Source organism: Butyrivibrio hungatei, from assembly GCF_900101605.1.
Lineage (GTDB): Bacteria > Bacillota > Clostridia > Lachnospirales > Lachnospiraceae > Butyrivibrio > Butyrivibrio hungatei_B.
The window spans coordinates 37,870-57,652 of the sequence record NZ_FMUR01000010.1 but is presented as its reverse complement, the minus strand read 5'-3'; the positions used below and the strand labels follow the sequence as shown (position 1 = coordinate 57,652).

At 43.6% G+C, this 19,783-nt stretch carries 20 protein-coding genes; 2 read left to right on the top strand and 18 right to left on the bottom strand.

Going from position 1 to position 19,783, the window contains the following annotated elements; translation table 11 throughout:
* Positions 1-88: 88 nt before the first annotated feature.
* From atpC to BLP87_RS08855, 13 genes are all read right to left on the bottom strand, one after another.
* Positions 89-502 carry an ATP synthase F1 subunit epsilon gene (atpC, locus tag BLP87_RS08915; protein WP_074462387.1) on the bottom strand — a complete coding sequence of 138 codons (414 nt, stop codon included), beginning with the start codon at positions 500-502 and terminating at the stop codon, positions 89-91.
* Positions 503-513: 11 nt separating this feature from the next.
* The gene (gene atpD, locus BLP87_RS08910; RefSeq protein ID WP_074462386.1) at positions 514-1,908 is read right to left on the bottom strand and encodes a F0F1 ATP synthase subunit beta; all 1,395 of its coding nucleotides are present in this window, start codon (positions 1,906-1,908) and stop codon (positions 514-516) included.
* Between the two features lie 16 nt (positions 1,909-1,924).
* A complete protein-coding gene (gene atpG, locus BLP87_RS08905) occupies positions 1,925-2,785 on the bottom strand; it encodes an ATP synthase F1 subunit gamma (protein WP_074462385.1) in 861 nt (286 codons plus the stop codon).
* Between the two features lie 15 nt (positions 2,786-2,800).
* Positions 2,801-4,330 (bottom strand): F0F1 ATP synthase subunit alpha, encoded by a 1,530-nt coding sequence (gene atpA, locus BLP87_RS08900; protein WP_074462384.1) that lies wholly within the window; start codon positions 4,328-4,330, stop codon positions 2,801-2,803.
* Positions 4,331-4,354: 24 nt separating this feature from the next.
* The gene (atpH, locus tag BLP87_RS08895; RefSeq protein ID WP_074462383.1) at positions 4,355-4,894 is read right to left on the bottom strand and encodes an ATP synthase F1 subunit delta; all 540 of its coding nucleotides are present in this window, start codon (positions 4,892-4,894) and stop codon (positions 4,355-4,357) included.
* 19 nt (positions 4,895-4,913) lie between these two features.
* Positions 4,914-5,447, bottom strand: coding sequence for a F0F1 ATP synthase subunit B (atpF, locus tag BLP87_RS08890; RefSeq protein ID WP_242871840.1), 534 nt, complete (start codon positions 5,445-5,447; stop codon positions 4,914-4,916).
* A 33-nt stretch (positions 5,448-5,480) separates the two neighbouring features.
* On the bottom strand, positions 5,481-5,762 hold the full coding sequence (atpE, locus tag BLP87_RS08885; RefSeq protein WP_074462382.1) for an ATP synthase F0 subunit C: 282 nt from the start codon (positions 5,760-5,762) through the stop codon (positions 5,481-5,483).
* 62 nt (positions 5,763-5,824) lie between these two features.
* The gene (locus BLP87_RS08880) at positions 5,825-6,595 is read right to left on the bottom strand and encodes a F0F1 ATP synthase subunit A (RefSeq protein WP_074462381.1); all 771 of its coding nucleotides are present in this window, start codon (positions 6,593-6,595) and stop codon (positions 5,825-5,827) included.
* A gap of 10 nt (positions 6,596-6,605) precedes the next feature.
* Positions 6,606-7,016, bottom strand: a complete 411-nt coding sequence (locus tag BLP87_RS08875; protein ID WP_074462380.1) for an ATP synthase subunit I — start codon at positions 7,014-7,016, stop codon at positions 6,606-6,608.
* Positions 7,017-7,042: 26 nt separating this feature from the next.
* A complete protein-coding gene (locus BLP87_RS08870; protein WP_242871839.1) occupies positions 7,043-7,342 on the bottom strand; it encodes an AtpZ/AtpI family protein in 300 nt (99 codons plus the stop codon).
* A gap of 255 nt (positions 7,343-7,597) precedes the next feature.
* Positions 7,598-9,406: an aspartate--tRNA ligase gene (aspS, locus tag BLP87_RS08865; RefSeq protein WP_074462379.1), complete on the bottom strand. Its 1,809-nt coding sequence runs from the start codon at positions 9,404-9,406 to the stop codon at positions 7,598-7,600.
* 139 nt (positions 9,407-9,545) lie between these two features.
* Entirely contained in the window at positions 9,546-10,211 is a 666-nt protein-coding gene (locus tag BLP87_RS16340; protein WP_074462378.1) for a hypothetical protein, read from the bottom strand.
* 59 nt (positions 10,212-10,270) lie between these two features.
* A complete protein-coding gene (locus BLP87_RS08855; protein WP_074462377.1) occupies positions 10,271-10,918 on the bottom strand; it encodes a hypothetical protein in 648 nt (215 codons plus the stop codon).
* Positions 10,919-11,273: 355 nt separating this feature from the next.
* On the opposite strand from BLP87_RS08855, the gene mgtE reads away from it, so the two are divergent.
* Both mgtE and BLP87_RS08845 read left to right on the top strand, forming a co-directional pair.
* Complete coding sequence (gene mgtE, locus BLP87_RS08850) at positions 11,274-12,629, top strand: magnesium transporter (RefSeq protein ID WP_074462376.1); 1,356 nt, start codon at positions 11,274-11,276, stop codon at positions 12,627-12,629.
* Positions 12,630-12,686: 57 nt separating this feature from the next.
* Positions 12,687-13,196 (top strand): helix-turn-helix domain-containing protein, encoded by a 510-nt coding sequence (locus BLP87_RS08845; protein ID WP_074462375.1) that lies wholly within the window; start codon positions 12,687-12,689, stop codon positions 13,194-13,196.
* Positions 13,197-13,334: 138 nt separating this feature from the next.
* Here BLP87_RS08845 and pflB read toward each other — a convergent pair whose 3' ends face one another.
* The 5 genes from pflB to BLP87_RS08820 all read right to left on the bottom strand — a co-directional run bounded on the left by pflB (position 13,335) and on the right by BLP87_RS08820 (position 19,693).
* Positions 13,335-15,599: a formate C-acetyltransferase gene (pflB, locus tag BLP87_RS08840; protein WP_026668422.1), complete on the bottom strand. Its 2,265-nt coding sequence runs from the start codon at positions 15,597-15,599 to the stop codon at positions 13,335-13,337.
* Positions 15,600-15,764: 165 nt separating this feature from the next.
* The gene (gene pflA, locus BLP87_RS08835) at positions 15,765-16,493 is read right to left on the bottom strand and encodes a pyruvate formate-lyase-activating protein (RefSeq protein WP_074462374.1); all 729 of its coding nucleotides are present in this window, start codon (positions 16,491-16,493) and stop codon (positions 15,765-15,767) included.
* A 38-nt stretch (positions 16,494-16,531) separates the two neighbouring features.
* A complete protein-coding gene (locus BLP87_RS08830; protein WP_074462373.1) occupies positions 16,532-17,293 on the bottom strand; it encodes a Crp/Fnr family transcriptional regulator in 762 nt (253 codons plus the stop codon).
* Between the two features lie 19 nt (positions 17,294-17,312).
* On the bottom strand, positions 17,313-17,873 hold the full coding sequence (locus BLP87_RS08825) for an NUDIX hydrolase (protein ID WP_074462372.1): 561 nt from the start codon (positions 17,871-17,873) through the stop codon (positions 17,313-17,315).
* A gap of 20 nt (positions 17,874-17,893) precedes the next feature.
* Positions 17,894-19,693 (bottom strand): Na/Pi cotransporter family protein, encoded by a 1,800-nt coding sequence (locus BLP87_RS08820; RefSeq protein WP_074462371.1) that lies wholly within the window; start codon positions 19,691-19,693, stop codon positions 17,894-17,896.
* Between the last annotated feature and the right edge of the window lie 90 nt (positions 19,694-19,783).

The following is a 19,783-nucleotide window of genomic DNA, read 5'->3' as shown; positions in this document are numbered from 1 at the left end:
TTACCGCGTACTTAATGCTAATATTTTCCCAGTTTTTGCTAGTGTGCCGTCCCATATAAAATGAGATGTCACACTTATGCTTTTTTCCTTAGATATCCTGTCCCGAGGATCCGATTCTTACAAGCGCTCTGTACAGTTTTGCCTCGGCGCGAACCCTTGCTTCCTTATCAAGCACCTGGTTCTTGAGAAGTTCCTCTGCCTTAGCTTTTGCAGCCTTGGCACGCTCAACGTCAATGTCTTCGCTCCACTCCCAAGTTGTGGGAAGGACTCTAACTTCTCCGTTCATAACCGAGATCATTCCACCGATACAGGCCGCTTTTCTCTCGCTTCCGTCAGCCATGGTCACCTTTGCGGTTCCCATTCCGATAGCAGTACAATAGTTGGTATGACGTGCCAAAATTTCGACATCGCCATCTATTGTACGGAGCATTATCTTCTGAACTTCACCCTCGAAATCAAGACCATCCAGGGATACAACCTGTAAATGATATGAAGTGGACATAATCAGCTCCTTTACTGCTTTTTAGCCTTCTCAAACACTTCGTCGATAGTTCCGACAAGGAGGAAAGCACTCTCAGGAAGATCATCGCACTCACCGTCAAGGATCATCTTGAAGCCTCTGATTGTCTCCTTAAGAGGAACATACTTACCGGGAAGACCTGTGAACTGCTCTGCAACAGAGAAGCTCTGTGACAAGAAGTTCTGAACCTTACGTGCTCTGTAAACTGTAAGCTTATCTTCCTCTGAAAGTTCGTCCATACCCATGATAGCAATGATATCCTGAAGTTCACGATATCTCTGAAGAACCTGCTGAACGCCCTTTGCAACTTCATAATGCTCTTTTCCGACGATGTCGGGTGAAAGAATACGGCTTGTTGAATCAAGAGGATCAACCGCAGGATAGATACCCTTTGAAGCAATATCTCTTGAAAGAACCGTAGTAGCATCAAGGTGTGTGAAGGTTGTAGCAGGAGCAGGATCGGTCAAGTCATCGGCAGGCACGTAAACAGCCTGAACTGATGTGATTGATCCCTTCTTTGTTGATGTGATACGCTCCTGAAGAGCACCCATTTCTGTAGCCAGTGTAGGCTGGTAACCTACGGCTGAAGGCATACGTCCAAGAAGAGCTGAAACCTCTGAACCTGCCTGTGTGAAACGGAAGATATTATCGATGAAAAGAAGCACGTCCTGATTCTTAACATCACGGAAATACTCCGCCATTGTAAGTCCCGAAAGGCCTACTCTCATTCTTGCTCCGGGGGGCTCATTCATCTGACCGTAAACAAGTGCGGTCTTATCAAGAACTCCACTTTCCTTCATTTCTCCGTAAAGGTCGTTTCCTTCACGGGTACGCTCACCAACTCCGGTAAATACGGATATACCACCGTGTGCCTTGGCAACGTTATTGATAAGCTCCATGATAAGTACGGTCTTACCTACTCCGGCACCACCGAAAAGACCGATCTTACCACCCTTTGCGTAAGGGCAGATAAGGTCAACGACCTTGATTCCCGTCTCAAAGATCTCTGTAGCCGATACCTGTTCTTCGTATGCAGGAGCGGGACGATGAATTGCCCATCTCTCTTTTGCATTCGGATTGGGACCGTTATCTACAGGATCACCCAAAAGGTTGAAAATTCTTCCCAAACATTCTTCACCAACAGGAACTGTGATAGGGCTGCCTGTATCTTTGGCATCTACGCCTCTTACAAGACCGTCGGTTGAGCTCATGGCAACGCAACGAACAACGTCATCGCCGACCTGCTGAGCAACCTCAGCAATAAGCTTGCGGTCCTCTATCATAATTTCTATAGCATTGTGAAGATCAGGAAGTTCGCCTTCTTTGAAGCGAATATCGAGTACAGGTCCCGTGACCTGTATTACCTTTCCAACATGATTTTCACTCATTGTTAAACTCCTTTATTTATAATGTAGCACCTGCAACGATCTCTGTGATCTCCTGCGTGATGCTTGCCTGACGCGCTCTGTTATAGTACAAGCTCAATGTATCGATCATCTCTTCAGCGTTATCGGTTGCAGCCTCCATCGCTGTTCTTCTGGCTGCAAGCTCACTTGCATAGGATATATTGATACTTGAGTATAAAATGCCCGCCAGATACTCCGGAACGATGGCATTGAACACCGTCTCACTGTCAGGTTCATACAAAATAAGGTCTTTTGCCTTTCCGTCAGACTTCTTTTCCTCCGATCTGAGATCTTCGAGCGGAAGAAGCGACGAAGCGGTAGGCACCTGAGAGAGCATGGATACAAAATTCGTATAGCAAAGATGAATATGTCCGTACTCTCCGTTTTTGTATGCATCACAGATCAATTTTGCAATCTGATAGCAGTCCGAAATCGTAACCTTTGCAACCTCAGAATATTCCTCTGTAAAGAGCTGCACATTTCTGTGTTTAAAGTACTCTACAGATTTTTTTCCTATAGGAAGAACGGTTATATCCTCATGGCCTTTTGTCTCCGCTTCCATAAACTTGAAAAGATTGGAGTTATAGCCTCCGGCAAGACCTCTGTCTCCCGCAATGACCACATAGAGCCATTTGTCGTTTTTACCGCTCTGGGTAAAAGGAGATCTGAAATCAGTGTTACCGTTTGCTATATCTGTCAGCGTCTCAAGTGTAGTCTCGAGATAAGGCTTGGACTGATCCGCCTTTTCTTTTGCCTTACGAAGTTTGGATGCTGCAACAAGCTGCATTGCCTTCGTGATCTGCATGGTGCTCTGAACGCTTTTAATTCGGAGTTTAACAGCTTTCATATTTCCAGCCATCTTTAAGTCCTCCTATTATTTTGCATTCTTCTGCTGCAAAAACTTATCTGTATATGCGTTCAATGACTCTTTAAGTTTATTCTCAGTCTCAGCTTCAAGCTTACCTGTCTCGCGGATATCTTTCATTGCCGCAATACCTGAAGGATCGCTGTCAAGGAAGTCGTAAAGACCTGCCTCATATTCTGCCACATCAGAAGCTTCAACCTTGATAAGAATGTTATTTATTACGGCATAAAGAATAGCTACCTGCTTCTCTACAGGAACAGGCTGATTCTTGTCCTGCTTAAGAACTTCAACGATACGTTCACCCTGCGCAAGACGTGCCTTGGTATCTTCATCAAGGTCTGATCCGAACTGAGCGAAACTCTGAAGTTCACGATACTGTGAGTATACAAGCTTAAGTGTTCCGGCAACTTTCTTCATAGCTTTGATCTGAGCGTTACCACCTACTCGCGATACGGAGATACCGGGGTTAACAGCCGGCATGATTCCTGAGTGGAAAAGCTCTGTCTCAAGGAATATCTGTCCATCGGTGATGGAAATAACATTCGTAGGAATGTAAGCAGATACGTCTCCGGCCTGTGTCTCAATGATAGGAAGGGCTGTAAGCGATCCGCCGCCGTTCTCATCAGAAAGTTTAGCCGCTCTCTCAAGAAGTCTTGAGTGAAGATAGAATACGTCTCCGGGATAAGCCTCACGTCCCGGTGGTCTTCTGATCAAAAGTGAGAGTGCACGATATGCAACCGCATGCTTTGAAAGATCGTCATAGATGCAGAGTACGTGCTTTCCCTTGTTCATAAAATACTCACCCATTGCACAACCTGTGTAAGGTGAAATGTACTGAAGAGGGCTGGGCTCAGAAGCTGTAGCAGCAACTACGATAGTGTAGTCCATAGCTCCGCCCCTCTTAAGGTCCTCAACAAGTGCCGTTACCGTAGAACGCTTCTGTCCGATAGCAACGTAAATACAGATAACGTCCTTGCCCTTCTGGTTAAGGATCGTATCTATTGCGATTGTTGTCTTACCTGTCTGTCTGTCACCAATGATAAGCTCACGCTGACCTCTACCGATAGGGATCATTGAATCGATAGCTTTGATACCGGTCTGGAGAGGCTCCTTAACCGGCTGTCTATCAATGATTCCGGGTGCCGGTGATTCAACAGGTCTGTACTCTGTTGTCTCGATAGGTCCCTGTCCATCGATAGGCTGACCGATGGCGTTAACAACACGTCCGATCATTTTATCTCCTACGGGAACTGATACGACTCTTCCCGTACGTTTAACAGTCTGTCCTTCGCTGATTCCTACATCCTCGCCGAACAAAACCGCTGATACTACTGTTTCCTCGAGGTTCTGAGCCATTCCGAATGTACCATTTTCAAATTCCAAAAGCTCTCCCGACATACAGTTCAAAAGTCCGCTAACTCTGGCGATACCGTCACCAACGGTAAGAACTGTACCTGTCTCGTTTTGGATTATTGCATTCTGATAATTCTTTATCTGGCTTCGAATGACCTCGGATATTTTTTCTGGTTTTAGTTCCATATTATCCTCCGACGTAATTTTGGTTTATATAATTGTCTCGTCGACTCGTCTCTTAAGTTCGGATAACCTGCCTTTGACCGTTCCGTCAAAAAGCTGTCCCTCAAGATCAACACGGACACCACCTAGGATTCCGGGATCTACCTTCTGTCTGAGCAAAACTTTTTTGCCGCTTATTCCCTCAAGCTTCTCCTTGAGTTTGGCTACTTGTGAATCATCAAGCGCAACAGCCGTTGTGACAAGTGCATCTGCGATACCGTTGTCTGTGTTGTAGCACTTTCTGAATCTCTTTCGACATGCCGAAAATTCTCTAAGCAAGCCTTTTTCAATAAGAATCTTGATAAAATTCAGAAGATATTCCTGACAGCCGTCTTTGAATGCATCATCGACCAGCTGCAGTCTTTCTTTTTTGGGAACCGACGGTTCCGAAAGGAGTGTGATATAGTCGGGATTCTCTTTAAAGAGCCCTTCCACTACCTCCATCTGTCCCAGTATTTCATCCGTAAGGTTCACTTCTGCTGCCAGATCATATAGGCTCTGCCCATAAAGATCTCCAGCTTTACTCATGATTACCTCTTTTCTGCGATCAAGCTCCGACTTTGCTTATAAAGTCTTCGATGAGCTTCTTGTGATCATTTTCGTTTATCTCTTTTTCAACGACCTTACCTGCAATATCCATTGCAAGTCCGCCGATTTCATCTTTAGCCTCGTTGATAGCCTTCTTCTTCTCCTGCTCAATATCAGCAGCAGCTTTTGCTTTGATGTCAGTCGCTTGTTTCTGTGCATCCTGTACAAGCGCATCTGCCTTAGTCTGTGCTTCTTTCTGCGCATCCTGTACAATCTGCGCAGCTTCCGCATGAGCATTTGTCAAGCTGCTTTCATACTGATCCTTAAGAGAATCCGCTTCTTCCTTGGCTTCTCTGGCTTCCTTTATTACCTTATCAGCAAGATTCTGTCTCTTTTCAAGAATGTTATTTATAGGCTTGAAAAGAAATTTCTTTATCAGAAATACCTGTATAAAGAGGTTACAGATCGTAATAATGAAAGTCCAGGGAACTAATGTAACAAGATCCTGCGTTTCAGTTACCGCAGTCACTGCCATAAGAGCCTGTATTCCCATATTGTTTCTCCTTCGTTACGAAAGCTCGTTTCATCAATTAAGGTAGTTCATGAACATTCCAGGTGCTACGAAAATAAGAAGAAGACCTGTAACGAAACCATAAATACCTGTTGTCTCTGCAACAGCACAACCAAGAAGCATTGTACTTGTTACATCACTCTTGCACTCGGGCTGGCGTCCGATTGCTTCAAGAGCCTTTGAAACTGCAGTTCCTTCACCGATACCGGGTCCGATACCTGCGATAAGTGCACATCCTGCACCGATTGCACAACCTGCAAGTGCTATACCTTTAGCTAATACCTGAAAATCACCCATAATTTTTTGCCTCCTAAAAACGCATTTAATTGTTTTTTTGTTTTTACAGTATTTTCTTTTTGTCAGCCTTCCTCTGCTGCATTGGCGATATACATTATTGTCAGCATGCAGAAAATAAATGCCTGCATACATCCTGAGAACCAGTCAAAGTATACGCCCGTGATGGCCGGTAATCCGACTCCCAGAACAGGTATCTTGGAGAGAAAACCTCCGACCGCTCCCGGAATAAGACCGAGAAGTGCGGATGATGCCAATCCCAGTGCCCAGTAAATAAGACCATCGATAACTACACCCGAGAGAATATTTCCAAAGTGACGACACGCCATACTAACCGGCGTAGCAAGCTCTGAAAGAATATTGAACGGGGTCATAACCGCAATAGGTGTCGTAAATCCTTTTAAATATCCGCCTAATCCATTAGTCTTTATCTTGGTTGCAGTAATCATTATAAATACAACCGTTGCCCAGGCGGCTTCTGTAGATAAGTCTGCTGTCGGGCTTCGTAGCCCGATAAGGCTGATAAGATTTGAAACCACACTTGTGATAAACAAAGCCGAAACAAAAGGAATCAACTTATCAAATTTAGTGCTTCCGGTGTTATTACGAACAAAGTTATTACCCATCTCAACGAGCATTTCAGCAAAAGCCTGTCTCTTTGAAATGTTCTCCACCTTAAGATCCCAAGTAAGGAATATACATAACGCGGTAATTATCAGCATTACTATCCACGAAACTATTATCGTTTCAGTAATCTTGATATCACCCAGAATCGGTATTCCCGTCCTGATAGTCGCGTATATCTTGGGTCCTACGACTGAGAATTCTTTACTCATATCTTCGCCTTCAACCTCCTTTCCCCGCAGATATAATACCGCGTAATTTAATCACAATGCTTGGAACGAACAAGGGCGCTATACCCGCCACCGGATTGATGAACGGCAATACTATAGAAAGAATGATCCATAAAAACTGAATCAGCGTTCTATACCTATAGCTCACTCCCATCGTCTTCCTAGCTCTGTCTTCATCTTCAATAGATGCTACCTTTTGCACAGATATCGCCATCCAAAAGAAATTTCCTACCGCAATCAAATAGCCGCCTATTCCGCCTGCGATAACTTTTATGTCAAATGGCGCCCAATCGGGAACTACCATATGCAAACAAAAAAATACCAGATACATTACAAGAACACCTACCGCCACTGATGCAGCCAATATTCCGGTCTCTTTTTTTACAGCCTTCTGTAATTTCATGTGCTGTCCTCTTTCCATCCGTAAGATCAATGATGCCTATTGAAAGACACTTCCTTGTTGCTTTTCTTCTTTTTTTCTTCTTTGTTGATTACTTGCAGATACACCTTGTACGCAGTTGTAATAGAACCTCCAAGCCCCAAAACAAACCCGGGTATGTACACCCACGCTCCTACCGAAAGCTTAGAGCATAACAGATAGCAGCCTACCAGACACATCAAAAGAGGCATTAACAAAGAAAGCCCCAGTTGACCAACCATTGCAAATTGACCAAGTATTTCAGACATTCGCTTCATTTGCATCTGAATTCTGACTACGCTCCTTTTCATATAAAAGTCGAAACAACCCTAATGTATATGATACTCTATTTACGTTCATTTCTCAACCAATCCCTGTCAATAAGCTACTTTTGCAAGGTTTATACCAAAATTAGAAAACTTGCGGTTTTTCGCACATAAGTGTCGCATTATTAAAAAAATGTCGCTTAAATGACAGAAATTATTTTCTGTTTTTAAGCGACATTGCTTTTATAAATCATGTATTCTTGAACATGAAGTTCAAGAATGTATTCAATATTAAATTCTTTACTGTTCCTCTTCGATGGCAGTTGTCTTGATGTGAAGCTCCTCAAGCTGCTTGTCTGTTACGTATCCGGGTGCTCCCATCATAACATCCTGTGCATTCTTGTTCATAGGGAAAGGAATTATCTCTCTGATAGAATCCTCTCCTGCAAGAAGCATTACCATACGGTCTACACCGGGCGCAATTCCTGCATGCGGAGGTGCTCCGTAGCAGAATGCATTGTACATGGCAGGGAACTTAGCCTTAACGTCTTCCTCGCCAAGTCTTACCATCTCAAATGCCTTTATCATGATCTCGGGATCGTGGTTACGAACAGCTCCCGATGAAAGCTCCACTCCGTTACATACAAGGTCGTACTGATCCGCTGTTATAGAAAGAGGATCGATCTCGCCTCTCTCAGCCTTAAGAAGTGTCTCAAGGCCGCCGCTCGGCATAGAGAAAGGATTGTGGCAGAACTCAAGCTCGCCTGACTCCTCACCGATCTCGTACATAGGGAAATCTACTATCCAGCAGAATGTGTACTGCTCTTTATCCATGTGTCCGGGAACAGCGGCACCAAATGTCTTAACTACAACACCTGCTGTCTTCTGAGCAGCTCCAAGCTTGCCGCTTGAAAGAACAACAAGATCGCCGGGCTTAATTCCAAGTGCGGAAACAACACTGTCCTTGATAGGTGCAACAAACTTAGCGATTCCGCCTACAAGCTCACTGTTCTCATCCATTCTGAACCAATATGCCTTGTTACCTGACTGAACCTCTACATCTCCGATAGTCTTGTCGATGAACTTTCTGCTCTCTTTGAAATCAGAGATAACTACTGCTTTAACTCTTACATCGGTAGCAGAACCATCCTCAGCCTTTGTTGCAAAAGGTCCGAATCCGCAGTCCGCAAGAACTTCCGTAGCATCCTGAACAGTAAGGTCGATTCTAAGGTCAGGTTTATCTGTTCCGTATTTCTCCATTGCTTCAAGATAAGGAATCCTCATGAAAGGAGCTCCCGAAGCACGGTCATAGTTACCATATTTAGCAAATATAGGAGGAAGTACATCCTCGATAACAGCAAATACATCTTCCTGTGAAGCAAATGCCATCTCCATATCGAGCTGATAGAATTCTCCGGGACTTCTGTCTCCTCTTGCATCCTCATCACGAAAGCACGGTGCGATTTGGAAGTAGCGGTCAAATCCGGCTGTCATAAGGAGCTGCTTGAACTGCTGAGGAGCCTGGGGAAGTGCATAGAACTTGCCCGGATGCTTTCTTGCAGGAACAAGGTAGTCTCTTGCACCCTCAGGTGAAGATGCCGTAAGTATAGGTGTTGTGATCTCAAGGAAGCCATGTTCTGTCATTGCACTTCTGAGAGCGGCAACAACGTTGCATCTCAAGATAATATTCTTTTTAACCTCAGGATTTCTAAGGTCAAGATAACGATATTTAAGACGTGCAGTCTCGTCAGCCTCTCTTGAATGATTGATTTCAAAAGGAAGCTCGTTATAACGGCAGCGTCCCAGAATTTCGATTGATTCGGGAACAACCTCGATGTCTCCGGTTTCCTGCTTCGGGTTTTTGGAACTTCTCTCTCTTACAACTCCCTTTACAGAAATTGTTGATTCCTTGTTGATTGCCTTGGCTGTCTTAACCATTTCCTCAGTCTCAAGAACAATCTGTGTTGTGCCATAGAAGTCGCGAAGAACTACGAATCCAAGTCCGCTTCCGACTTCTCTCATATTCTCAAGCCATCCGACAAGAGTTACGCTCTCGCCGACATTATCAATACGAAGTTCACCGCAGTTATGTGTACGTGATTGCATCATTAGTGTTACTCCATTCTTTTATTCATAATCTGACAGAAATTTTCCGTCAAACAAAAAATTGTGCGTGATATTTTTATCCAATACCACGCACAACATTTTAGACCAACATTGTAATAGTTGCAAGCAAAAACGAGAATACTCATTTTACTCTGTTTCCGCCCCACTCAACTACCGTAAAGCCTTCTCTGTCGTATCCGTCCAAATACTGGGGATTAAGGCCCACGAATCTGTCCGAAGGATACCAAGCCATAAATACACGGATCAAAGTATCGGGTTCAGGATCAATATTAAGCCTTGCTCCCTTTTCATAGGAACTGCCCTGGAAACTTATAACGTTATATTTGTTATCAACCATCTGAGGAGTCCAATACTCGATAAATTCCGCTCTCTCAGCTTCGTTAAGTCCAAGCTCGGTCAGTTTCTCTTCAAGAAAAGCCTGCGTATCTTCTCCTTTTACGCAAAAGCCGGAAAAGAAGTTATACTTGTGCTCGGGATCCCCTTCCCAATACAGATAGTCATACTTCTCTCCTTCGTAAGTGATCGTGCCGTCTCTGTCGGCTGTTACCTTCCAACCGTTATCTACATTGAAGATAGGATCAAGTTCGGTGAGATTGCCGTCATAATCCAGCGTTACAGAAACCTCTGTACCGTCCTCCTCCGGATAAAGATAAATCACCGGTTTTCGGTCTATTCCAATTCCATCCGACGCATCGGATCCGGGGCAGGCATCTTCTGTTTTCCCATATCCGAAAACAATAAGCAACATGCCCATAACAATAGTTACAATAAGACACTTTTTGCCCATAAGACCACCTCCGATCTTCGTACATTAATTATATAATGTATATCGGCAAAAAGATATATTTACTTTACAACTTTTTCAATTGTCGTATTCTGTACTATACTATTGGGATTAAGTGCGAACGAATTGATGTCTTTGATCTTGTTGTAGCACACAAGTTTGATTGTTATCATCTTGTTCTGTTTTAGAGTGCAATACTGATAAACCTCGGAATAAGGCGGCTCAGCCACTGTTTTTACACGAAGATATTTGCTCTTATTGCTTTTAACGATGTCGGTAGTTATCTCGCTTACCTTCACACCCTCATTCTTCATCGAGTTACGAATCTGGTCTTCGAGATTTCCGAAGAATTTCTTGATTGCATCATCAGGCATGTTATAAAGGTCTTTTCCCTTGGTATCAAAATTCTCAACCGACACCGACATTTCACCTTCATTTGCAGAAATCCAAAGGTCATATCCACTTCCATTCATAAGCCTTGATACTTCGGAAGCATTTCTAAGACGTCCTGTACCGTCGGAATAAATGGTCTTCCCTCCCATAAAACAGGTTCCGTATTCGGGAAGCACCAAGTTTACCGCAGTATTTCCATCTTCCACGCGGATCTTGTTTTCTACCGCACAAACCTCTTGCTCTGTCATTTCCGTCAAAAAGACCAAGAGCAAAACCGCAACAACCACACGCCTCATAACTGTTAATTTCTTTTTCATCTTACCCTCACAAAATCTACATATACGCCCCCACAACAGTAACTCTTTCACTTATTTTTAGTCACTATTAAGATAACCCATTCTTGGTATCCTGACAACTGTGAAATTCATCCAAATCTTTCTATACACAAGTCAACCATTTTGTGTTAAAGTAAATTTGCGTTACAGTTCACAGTCGTTCAGACTGCAAATTTTAACAATTGTGCTCAATATCTTGAGCTTTTCGATTCACGTAAGTGGATAATCCCCGAAGGAAAGGTGGTGGTTTTTATGAAGTCAGATTCACATCGATGTGGCAGTGATCCTGCTCCCGGTCGAAGTACCATAAAAACCACATACGCAAAAGGAGATTATCATGGAATTACAAGAAGAGAAAACAATCGTTGAGATCCTAAAAGAGCTTCTTGAAGCAAGGCAATACACCATGCTCCGCCAGACCATTTCAGAGATGAACACAGTTGATATAGCTGCTGCAATGGGTGAGATGGAAGATGAGGATTCACTTAAGATGTTCAGAATCCTCCCCAAGGATATGGCTGCGGATGTATTTGCCGACCTGGAACTGGATGATCAGCAGTATATCATCCGTTCACTGTCAGATCGAGAAGCTTCCAATATTATTGACAACCTAATGGCGGATGACGCTACCGACCTTTTGGAAGAGATGCCCGCCAGTGTAGTAAAGCGCATTCTTGCCAATGCGAGCCCCGAGACAAGAGCAGATATCAATCATCTGCTAAGATATCCCGAAGACTCAGCCGGAAGTATCATGACCGTGGAGTATGTAGACCTCCGTGAAGATATGACGGTCAATGACGCTATAGAAAGAATCAGGAAAAAAGGCGTAGATTCCGAAACTATCAACATCTGCTACGTTGTATCAAGGCAGAAAATACTTGTCGGAACGGTTGCGCTAAGATACCTTCTCATAACAAAACCCGATGAAATTATCGGAGATATAATGAACACCAATGTCATCAGCATCAACACGATGACCGACCAGGAAGAAGCTGCAAGAATCTTCCAGAAATACGGATTCACAGCGATGCCCGTTGTAGACAACGAATCCAGAATGGTCGGAATCATCACAATCGATGACGTTGTGGACATCATGGAAGAAGAGGCTACCGAGGATATCGAGAAGATGGCTGCTATCGTGCCGTCAGATAAGCCTTATCCGAAAGTTGGCATCCTGGAAACCTACAGAAACAGAATCCCCTGGTTGCTGTTCCTTATGGTCAGCGCAACATTCACAGGCGGGATTATCGCGCACTACGAAGCTGCTCTGACAGCATTTGCACTTACCGCGTACATTCCAATGCTGATGGACACAGGCGGAAATGCAGGCTCACAGGCAAGCGTATCGATCATCCGCGGATTATCTTTGAAAGAAATCGAGTTCAAAGACTTGTTTAAGATTGTATGGAAAGAAATAAGAGTTGCGTTTCTTTGCGGTTTTACACTTGCAGTTGCTAACTTTATAAGACTGCTTGTTTTTGCACACGGCGTTCCGATCACCACTTCACTGGTTGTCTGCCTGACACTGTTTGTTGTTGTACTTATTGCCAAACTTGTAGGTTGTTTTCTTCCTATGCTGGCATCACGCTTCGGTTTTGACCCGGCAGTTATGGCAAGCCCGTTCATAACCACAATAGTAGATGCATTGTCGCTGCTTGTTTTCTTGAACATCGCAACAGCATTATTGGCCTAGCGCGATGTCTCGCTGACAATCAGATAATTTACTTGTAAACATAGGTACGGAGGAACAATGGGGAAAAAATCCATAAAAGAGAATAAAAACATCTATTTCACATCACGCGAAGAAGCCGGCCTTACAAGAGCTCAGGCAAGCGAACTTATAGGAACGATAAGCGACAGTAAACTTGAGAAAATAGAAACCGACAAAGTAGCCGTTCAGCCCGAAGATGTAGCTGATATGGCCGTAGCTTACAAAAAGCCCGAACTTTGTAACTACTACTGCACTCACGAATGCAGGATCGGAAAAGGGAACGTTCCGGAGGTTAAGATTTCCTCATTATCCGAGATTGTACTCGGAATGTTATCCGCGCTTAATTCTCTGGACAACCAGAAAGCACGTCTTATAGATATTACAGCCGACGGACGGATCACAGACGACGAGCTGCAAGATTTCGCCGAGATACAGCACCAGCTTGATAATATAGATATGACCGTCGAAGCCCTTCGATTATGGGTTAAAAATACCATTGCAGAAGGCAAGATAAATGCCGATAAGCTTAAAGACCTGAAAGCTAAATAACAGCTTTCAGGTCTTTTTAAATAGAATGCTCAGAAATCTTTCTTATGAGCTTATCAAAATCATATTGCTTAAACAGCTCCATGACTGACGTCATGGAGCTGTTCTATAAATATATTATTTATTTCACACGATCTTAGATCAAAGTGCCTCGTGGCATGTACGTGCGATAACGTCGAGCTGCTGCTCCTTAGTAAGGTTGATGAACTTAACAGCATATCCTGATACACGGATAGTGAAGTTAGCATACTCAGGCTTCTCAGGATGCTCCATAGCATCGATGAGCTTCTCCTTACCAAATACGTTAACGTTAAGGTGATGAGCACCCTGGTCAAAGTATCCGTCAAGAACGCTAACAAGCTTGTTTGATCTCTCCTCATCGTCGTGACCAAGAGCGTTAGGGTTCATTGTCTGTGTGTTAGAAATTCCGTCGAGAGCATACTCGTAAGGAATCTTAGCAACAGAGTTAAGTGAAGCAAGAAGTCCTGTCTTCTCAGCACCGTATGAAGGTGATGCTCCGGGTGCGAATGAAGCGAATGCAGGTCTTCCGTCAGGTGTAGCACCTGTAGCCTTACCATAAACAACGTTAGATGTGATTGTAAGGATAGATGTTGTAGGCTCAGAATCACGATATGTGTGGTGCTTCTCGATCTTCTTCATGAATGTCTTAAGAAGCCATACAGCGATTTCGTCTGCTCTCTCATCATCGTTACCGTATCTAGGGAAGTCTCCCTCTACCTTGTAATCAACAACAAGGCCTGACTCATCACGAACAGTTGTAACCTTAGCATACTTGATAGCTGAAAGTGAATCTACAACGTGTGAGAATCCTGCGATACCTGTAGCGAATGTACGTCTTACATCTGTATCGATAAGAGCCATCTCAGCTGCTTCGTAGTAGTACTTGTCGTGCATGTACTGGATAAGGTTGAGGATGTTTACATAGAGTCCTGCAAGCCAATCCATCATGATGTCATACTTATGCATAACTTCATCGTAATCAAGTACGTCAGCTGTGATAGGAGCCATCTCAGGACCTACCTGCATATGCTTGCCGTCCTTTGTAAGGAACTTCTCATCCTTACCGCCGTTGATAGCGTAAAGGAGACACTTAGCAAGGTTAGCTCTTGCTCCGAAGAACTGCATCTCTTTACCTGTCTGTGTAGCAGATACGCAGCAGCAGATGCTGTAGTCATCGCCCCAGATAGGACGCATAACATCATCGTTCTCGTACTGGATTGAAGATGTTGTAACTGAAATCTTAGCAGCATACTTCTTGAATGTCTCAGGGAGCTTAGATGTGTAGAGCACTGTAAGGTTAGGCTCAGGTGAAGGTCCCATGTTCTCAAGAGTATGAAGGAAACGGAAGTCGTTCTTTGTAACCATGTGACGACCATCCATTCCAAGTCCACCAACTTCAAGTGTAGCCCATACAGGGTCACCTGAGAAGAGGTTGTTGTATGAAGGAATACGAGCGAACTTAACCATTCTGAACTTCATTGTCATGTGGTCGATAAGTTCCTGTGCCTCTTTCTCTGTAAGAGTTCCCTCTTTAATATCTCTTTCAATATAAATATCAAGGAATGTTGAAACACGTCCAACTGACATAGCAGCACCGTTCTGAGTCTTGATAGCTGCAAGGTATCCGAAGTAGAGCCACTGAACAGCTTCCTTAGCGTTCTTAGCGGGAGCAGAAATATCAAATCCGTAAACGGCTGCCATTTCCTTCATTCCCTTAAGAGCTCTAACCTGCTCAGAGATTTCTTCTCTCTGACGGATGATGTGGTCGAGCATTGTTCCGTCACCACAGTTGTTGTAGTCATCCATCTTCTTCTTGATGAGGTAGTCGATACCGTAAAGAGCTACTCTTCTGTAGTCGCCTACGATACGTCCACGGCCGTATGTATCAGGAAGACCTGTTACGATGTGGCTGTGTCTTGCTGCTCTCATCTCAGGTGTGTAAGCATCAAATACTGCCTGGTTGTGAGTCTTGTGGTACTCTGTGAAGATCTTGTGGAACTTCTCATTTACCTTGTATCCGTATGTCTCAGCAGCTTCTTCAGCCATCTTGATTCCACCGAAAGGCATGAATGCTCTCTTAAGAGGCTTATCAGTCTGAAGACCAACGACCTGCTCAAGATCCTTCATAGACTCATCAATATATCCGGGGCCATATGCTGTAAGACTAGAAACAACTTCTGTCTCACACTCAAGAACGCCGCCCTTTTCACGTTCCTGTTTCTGGAGTTCCTGAAGCTTGCCCCAAAGCTTATCTGTAGCTTCTGTAGGCTCAGCCAAAAAGCTCTCATCTCCGTCATAAGGTGTGTAGTTGTTCTGGATGAAATCTCTTACGTTAACGTCATCCAACCAGTGGGTTCCCTTAAACCCGCGCCATGCTTCGTTCATTTTACGTACTCCTCGTTAAAATATTATCATATGTATTGTTCGAGATTGATGATATCACCTGTTACACAACCAAACATTGATTGTAATCAATTTTCACATTTTTATTAAAATTAATATTAAAATAAGCCGAAAGAGCAGTCGCTGTCTGCAACTGCTCTCCTGAAATTATTTCCCATTTAAAATTTTCATTGCGTTATCAACTCTCTCTTTTGAAGGAGATTTGACACCGTCAAGCTTATACGGTATTCCAAGCGTCTCAAACTTATGCTGTCCCATTGAATGATAGGGAAGAACCTCGATTTTTTTCACATTGGAAAGTGTCTCTATAAACTCTCTTGTCTTCTTGAGATATTCATCATCATCGGTTATTCCGGGCACGAGTACGTGGCGGATCCATATGGGCTTGGAAATATCCGACAGATACCTAAATCCATCGAATATATTATCATTCGGAAGCCCCGTGAGCTCTATATGCTCATCCCTGTCGATGTGCTTGATATCAACAAGCAGAAGATCCGTATACTTCATCAGTTCCTCAAATTTGAAAAAGAAAGGCTCCTCACGCGTAAAAGGCTGAAGCGCCGTATCTATACACGTGTTTATTCCGCGCTCTTTGGCCTTCTTAAACAGCTCGATCAAAAAGTCTATCTGAAGAAGCGGCTCTCCTCCGCTGACTGTTATTCCGCCTTCCTCTCCCCAGTAACTTCTGTATCTCTCAGCGAAATCAAGAAGTTCATCGGGAGTACGCATATCTTCCGAATTGGGATCCCATGTATCGGCATTATGACAGTATTTGCATCTTAATTTGCACCCCTTGAGGAATACGATAAATCTGATTCCCGGTCCGTCTACGGAACCGAATGTTTCTATTGAATGAATTGCACCTTTAACCATTATTACTCCGTTTCATAAAATATCTTAAAAAGATAGCATTACTGATAAATGTATATTTCTCTGAGCGCATCTCTGTCCAGCACCCTTATCTTCGCATGTCCGACTCGCTCTATAAGCCCGCTCTTTTCCATCTCCCTGAGTTTCCTGCTGACAGTCTCGGTTCGAAGGTTCACGCTTGCAGCGATGTCATCGAGCTTTAATACTATGTCATCGCCCACGCTTCTGTCAACTCTGTACATCAAAAATCCCGCCAGCCTGGCCATCGGGTCTTTTGTGGAAAGAAGCATGTTTCTCTCATTCGCGTCGTGGAGTTTTTTGCTCAAAAGAATGATGATATTCATCGCTGCCGAAGGATCGTCAACAACCTTAATGAAATCATCCCTGTGTATCTGGCAAATAGAAGCATTTGTAAGGCATACGGCAGAATAAGGATAAATACTGCCATCCAAAAACATACCTTCCCAAATGATATCGTGATCCGCAAGAATCGTTATGATCTGTTCTCTTCCCAGAGAATCATATCTACAAAGTTTAATTCTGCCTTTCCTTATAATGCATATAGAATCAACGGGTTCGCCTTCTCTGAAAAGATAACTGTTCTTCTTGAGAGTCTCGTGAACAGAATGCTCCATAAGGCTTACCTGTGCATTTACGGGAAGTCCCTCGATGATCGGCACGCTCGCTGTACATAATCCGCCGCATTCTTCACAGATATTAAGTCCAATGATTCCCTTTTTTAACTCTTCAGCCTGACTCTGGCCCTGATATATTCCTTTTTGTACTTCTTTTTTATCATTCATAAACAAATACCGACTCTCATTACTCTTTTGACCATAAGTAACAATACGCCTGCGTCCTTGCAGCAAAAGGCTGAGTCTTAAGCAGTTCCCTTACTTCCTTTTTGGTGTACCATCCCGGAGTTATCTCTTCCAGTGTGGAGCTGCTTTCCTGAAAAGTTCCCGTCGCCTTTCCTACGCAGCAAAGGTTCTTCTCATTTGAGAAACCGACTGCGCTGTAACTTTCGCCAATCCACTCGTCAATACTGATTATATCAAGTCCCGTTTCTTCCTTGAGCTCTCTTCTTGCACTCTCTTCCGGAACTTCACCGGGATCGATAAGACCTGCCGGAAAATTGTATACCCATGCTCCCGCAGCAAGTCTGAACTCCTTGTTTATAAGTATCTTTTCACCGGTCTCATCGTGCATGATAAGCACAACCGCGTCGATCTTGCCGTTGTGAATATCGTCATATCCTTTGAGATTGGGGTTTCTGCTGATCATCTCGTATGTTTTATCTTTGTTGTCAACAGTTTTGTAATGAAGGTCGTAGCGCGTAATGAACTCGCCCTGTGCCTTCTTTTCCAAGTACTGAAATTCCATTTCTAAATCCTACTCCTGCATTAAAACTTAACAGAAGGAAGCTGATATTTTCTCTCGTAAAAATCAACTGCCTGCTCAAAGCCTTCTCTTTTGTCCGCTTTGAGTGTTTCCAAATATTCGTGTGCATCGTAAGCATCATCGTGAACTTCGATGACACCGACAGCGATGTTACTGCAGTGGTCTGCAATACGCTCATAGTCCGTTCCGATATCGCTAAGGTCAAAGCCCTGCTCGATTGTACACTTGCCCTTACGAAGTCTTCTTACGTGACGTCTCTTTACTTCTTTCTGGATACCGTCAATGGCTTCCTCAAGAGGTTCGATTGACTTTGCTATCTCTACATCGCGTGTTTCAAATGCTTTTATCGACATATCCACGATCTCTTTTACCGCAGATGCAAATATATCCATCTCAATCTGGCCCTTTGGAGTAAATTCTCTGCTGTTCTCCGCCATTCCCTTAGCCTTCTGCATGATATTGAGAGCATGATCGCTTATTCTCTCATAGTCGGTTATGCAGTGAAGAAGCATCGTAAGCGTATGGCTGTCTTCAGGGGCAAGATGATGATTGTTTATCTTCATAAGGTAAGTTCCGAGCTGATCCTCGTACTGGTCAACCTTGCGCTCAAGATAGTCAACTTCCTGAGCCTCTTCCTCTTTGTAATCCGTGATAAGTGCAATAGCCTTATCAAGTGCATCCTTAGAAAAGTTTGCCATCTCAACCGCGGCAAGTCTTGCCTGTTCAAGCGCAAACGGAGGATTCGCAAGGAAAAGAGGATCCAAAGTTCTGATACCCTGCTGCTCTTCCTGCTCTTTTTTCTCCTTCTCGTCTATAGGAATAGAGCTGAGCGCCAGGTTTACAAGCACTGCTGAGAAAGGAAGCATCAAAGGCGTTGCAACAAGGTTAACAAGCGTATGCACACCCGGAATTCCCGCAAGTCCGACTTCCTGATGCATAAACGAGAAATTCATCACTGCATTTAAAGAATAGAAAATAACCATAAAAAGCCCTGCTTTTATGATATTGAAATACAAGTGCATAAGTGCTGTTCTCTTACCGTTCTTATTAGCGCCAAAAGATGACAGAATTGCTGTAATACATGTACCAACCTCAGCTCCGACTACAACGGGAATGGCTATATTGAAATACACAGGTATACTTCCGGATATCGCCTGCAGCACACCGATTGTTCCGGCAGAACTCTGAATAAGCATGGTAAAGAATATTCCAACCAAAAATCCGATCAAAGGATTGCTGAACTTCATAAGAAGACTTCTGAATCCTTCATTGTATTTAAGCGGAGCTACCGCATCAGACATACTGCTCATACCGAACATCAAAACAGAAAATCCAAGAAGTATTGTTCCGATATTTTTCTTTTTCTCACTTTTTGAAAACATGTATAGCCCGATACCGATGAGAGCCAAGAAAGGTGTGAATGACCTGGGCTTTAAGAGTTCCAGCCACAAATACTTTGTGCTGTTCAGATTATTAAGTGTAAGAATCCATGCCGTAAATGTCGTACCAAGGTTAGCACCGAGAATAACGTTTACTGCCTGTTTAAGAGTTACGATTCCTGAATTAACAAGACCAACTACCATTACGGTAGATGCAGATGATGATTGAACCAGTGCGGTTACACCGACACCGAATAAATACGCGATAATAGGATGTTTGGTGACTTTGGCAAGTACGCTCTCAAGTCTTCCGCCTGCGGCCTTGGTAAGACCTCCGCTCATAACGTTCATCCCATACAAAAACATTGCAAGGCCTCCGATTAGCCCTGCCACCATTTTAAAACTGTCTAAAAAATCTTTCATTTCACCTCCATAGGCACTCTTCGTTAAGGGCTCTCTACCCTTCGTACCTATCCATTTTTTATCTCTATTGTTACAAATCTATTGTATAGG

Coding starts and splice junctions, on each gene's coding strand:
- atpC (WP_074462387.1), bottom strand. CDS start 502: ATGTCCACTTCATATCATTTACAGGTTGTATCCCTGGATGGTCTTGAT.
- atpD (WP_074462386.1), bottom strand. CDS start 1,908: ATGAGTGAAAATCATGTTGGAAAGGTAATACAGGTCACGGGACCTGTA.
- atpG (WP_074462385.1), bottom strand. CDS start 2,785: ATGGCTGGAAATATGAAAGCTGTTAAACTCCGAATTAAAAGCGTTCAG.
- atpA (WP_074462384.1), bottom strand. CDS start 4,330: ATGGAACTAAAACCAGAAAAAATATCCGAGGTCATTCGAAGCCAGATA.
- atpH (WP_074462383.1), bottom strand. CDS start 4,894: ATGAGTAAAGCTGGAGATCTTTATGGGCAGAGCCTATATGATCTGGCA.
- atpF (WP_242871840.1), bottom strand. CDS start 5,447: ATGGGAATACAGGCTCTTATGGCAGTGACTGCGGTAACTGAAACGCAG.
- atpE (WP_074462382.1), bottom strand. CDS start 5,762: ATGGGTGATTTTCAGGTATTAGCTAAAGGTATAGCACTTGCAGGTTGT.
- BLP87_RS08880 (WP_074462381.1), bottom strand. CDS start 6,595: ATGAGTAAAGAATTCTCAGTCGTAGGACCCAAGATATACGCGACTATC.
- BLP87_RS08875 (WP_074462380.1), bottom strand. CDS start 7,016: ATGAAATTACAGAAGGCTGTAAAAAAAGAGACCGGAATATTGGCTGCA.
- BLP87_RS08870 (WP_242871839.1), bottom strand. CDS start 7,342: ATGAAAAGGAGCGTAGTCAGAATTCAGATGCAAATGAAGCGAATGTCT.
- aspS (WP_074462379.1), bottom strand. CDS start 9,406: ATGATGCAATCACGTACACATAACTGCGGTGAACTTCGTATTGATAAT.
- BLP87_RS16340 (WP_074462378.1), bottom strand. CDS start 10,211: ATGGGCAAAAAGTGTCTTATTGTAACTATTGTTATGGGCATGTTGCTT.
- BLP87_RS08855 (WP_074462377.1), bottom strand. CDS start 10,918: ATGAAAAAGAAATTAACAGTTATGAGGCGTGTGGTTGTTGCGGTTTTG.
- mgtE (WP_074462376.1), top strand. CDS start 11,274: ATGGAATTACAAGAAGAGAAAACAATCGTTGAGATCCTAAAAGAGCTT.
- BLP87_RS08845 (WP_074462375.1), top strand. CDS start 12,687: ATGGGGAAAAAATCCATAAAAGAGAATAAAAACATCTATTTCACATCA.
- pflB (WP_026668422.1), bottom strand. CDS start 15,599: ATGAACGAAGCATGGCGCGGGTTTAAGGGAACCCACTGGTTGGATGAC.
- pflA (WP_074462374.1), bottom strand. CDS start 16,493: ATGGTTAAAGGTGCAATTCATTCAATAGAAACATTCGGTTCCGTAGAC.
- BLP87_RS08830 (WP_074462373.1), bottom strand. CDS start 17,293: ATGAATGATAAAAAAGAAGTACAAAAAGGAATATATCAGGGCCAGAGT.
- BLP87_RS08825 (WP_074462372.1), bottom strand. CDS start 17,873: ATGGAATTTCAGTACTTGGAAAAGAAGGCACAGGGCGAGTTCATTACG.
- BLP87_RS08820 (WP_074462371.1), bottom strand. CDS start 19,693: ATGAAAGATTTTTTAGACAGTTTTAAAATGGTGGCAGGGCTAATCGGA.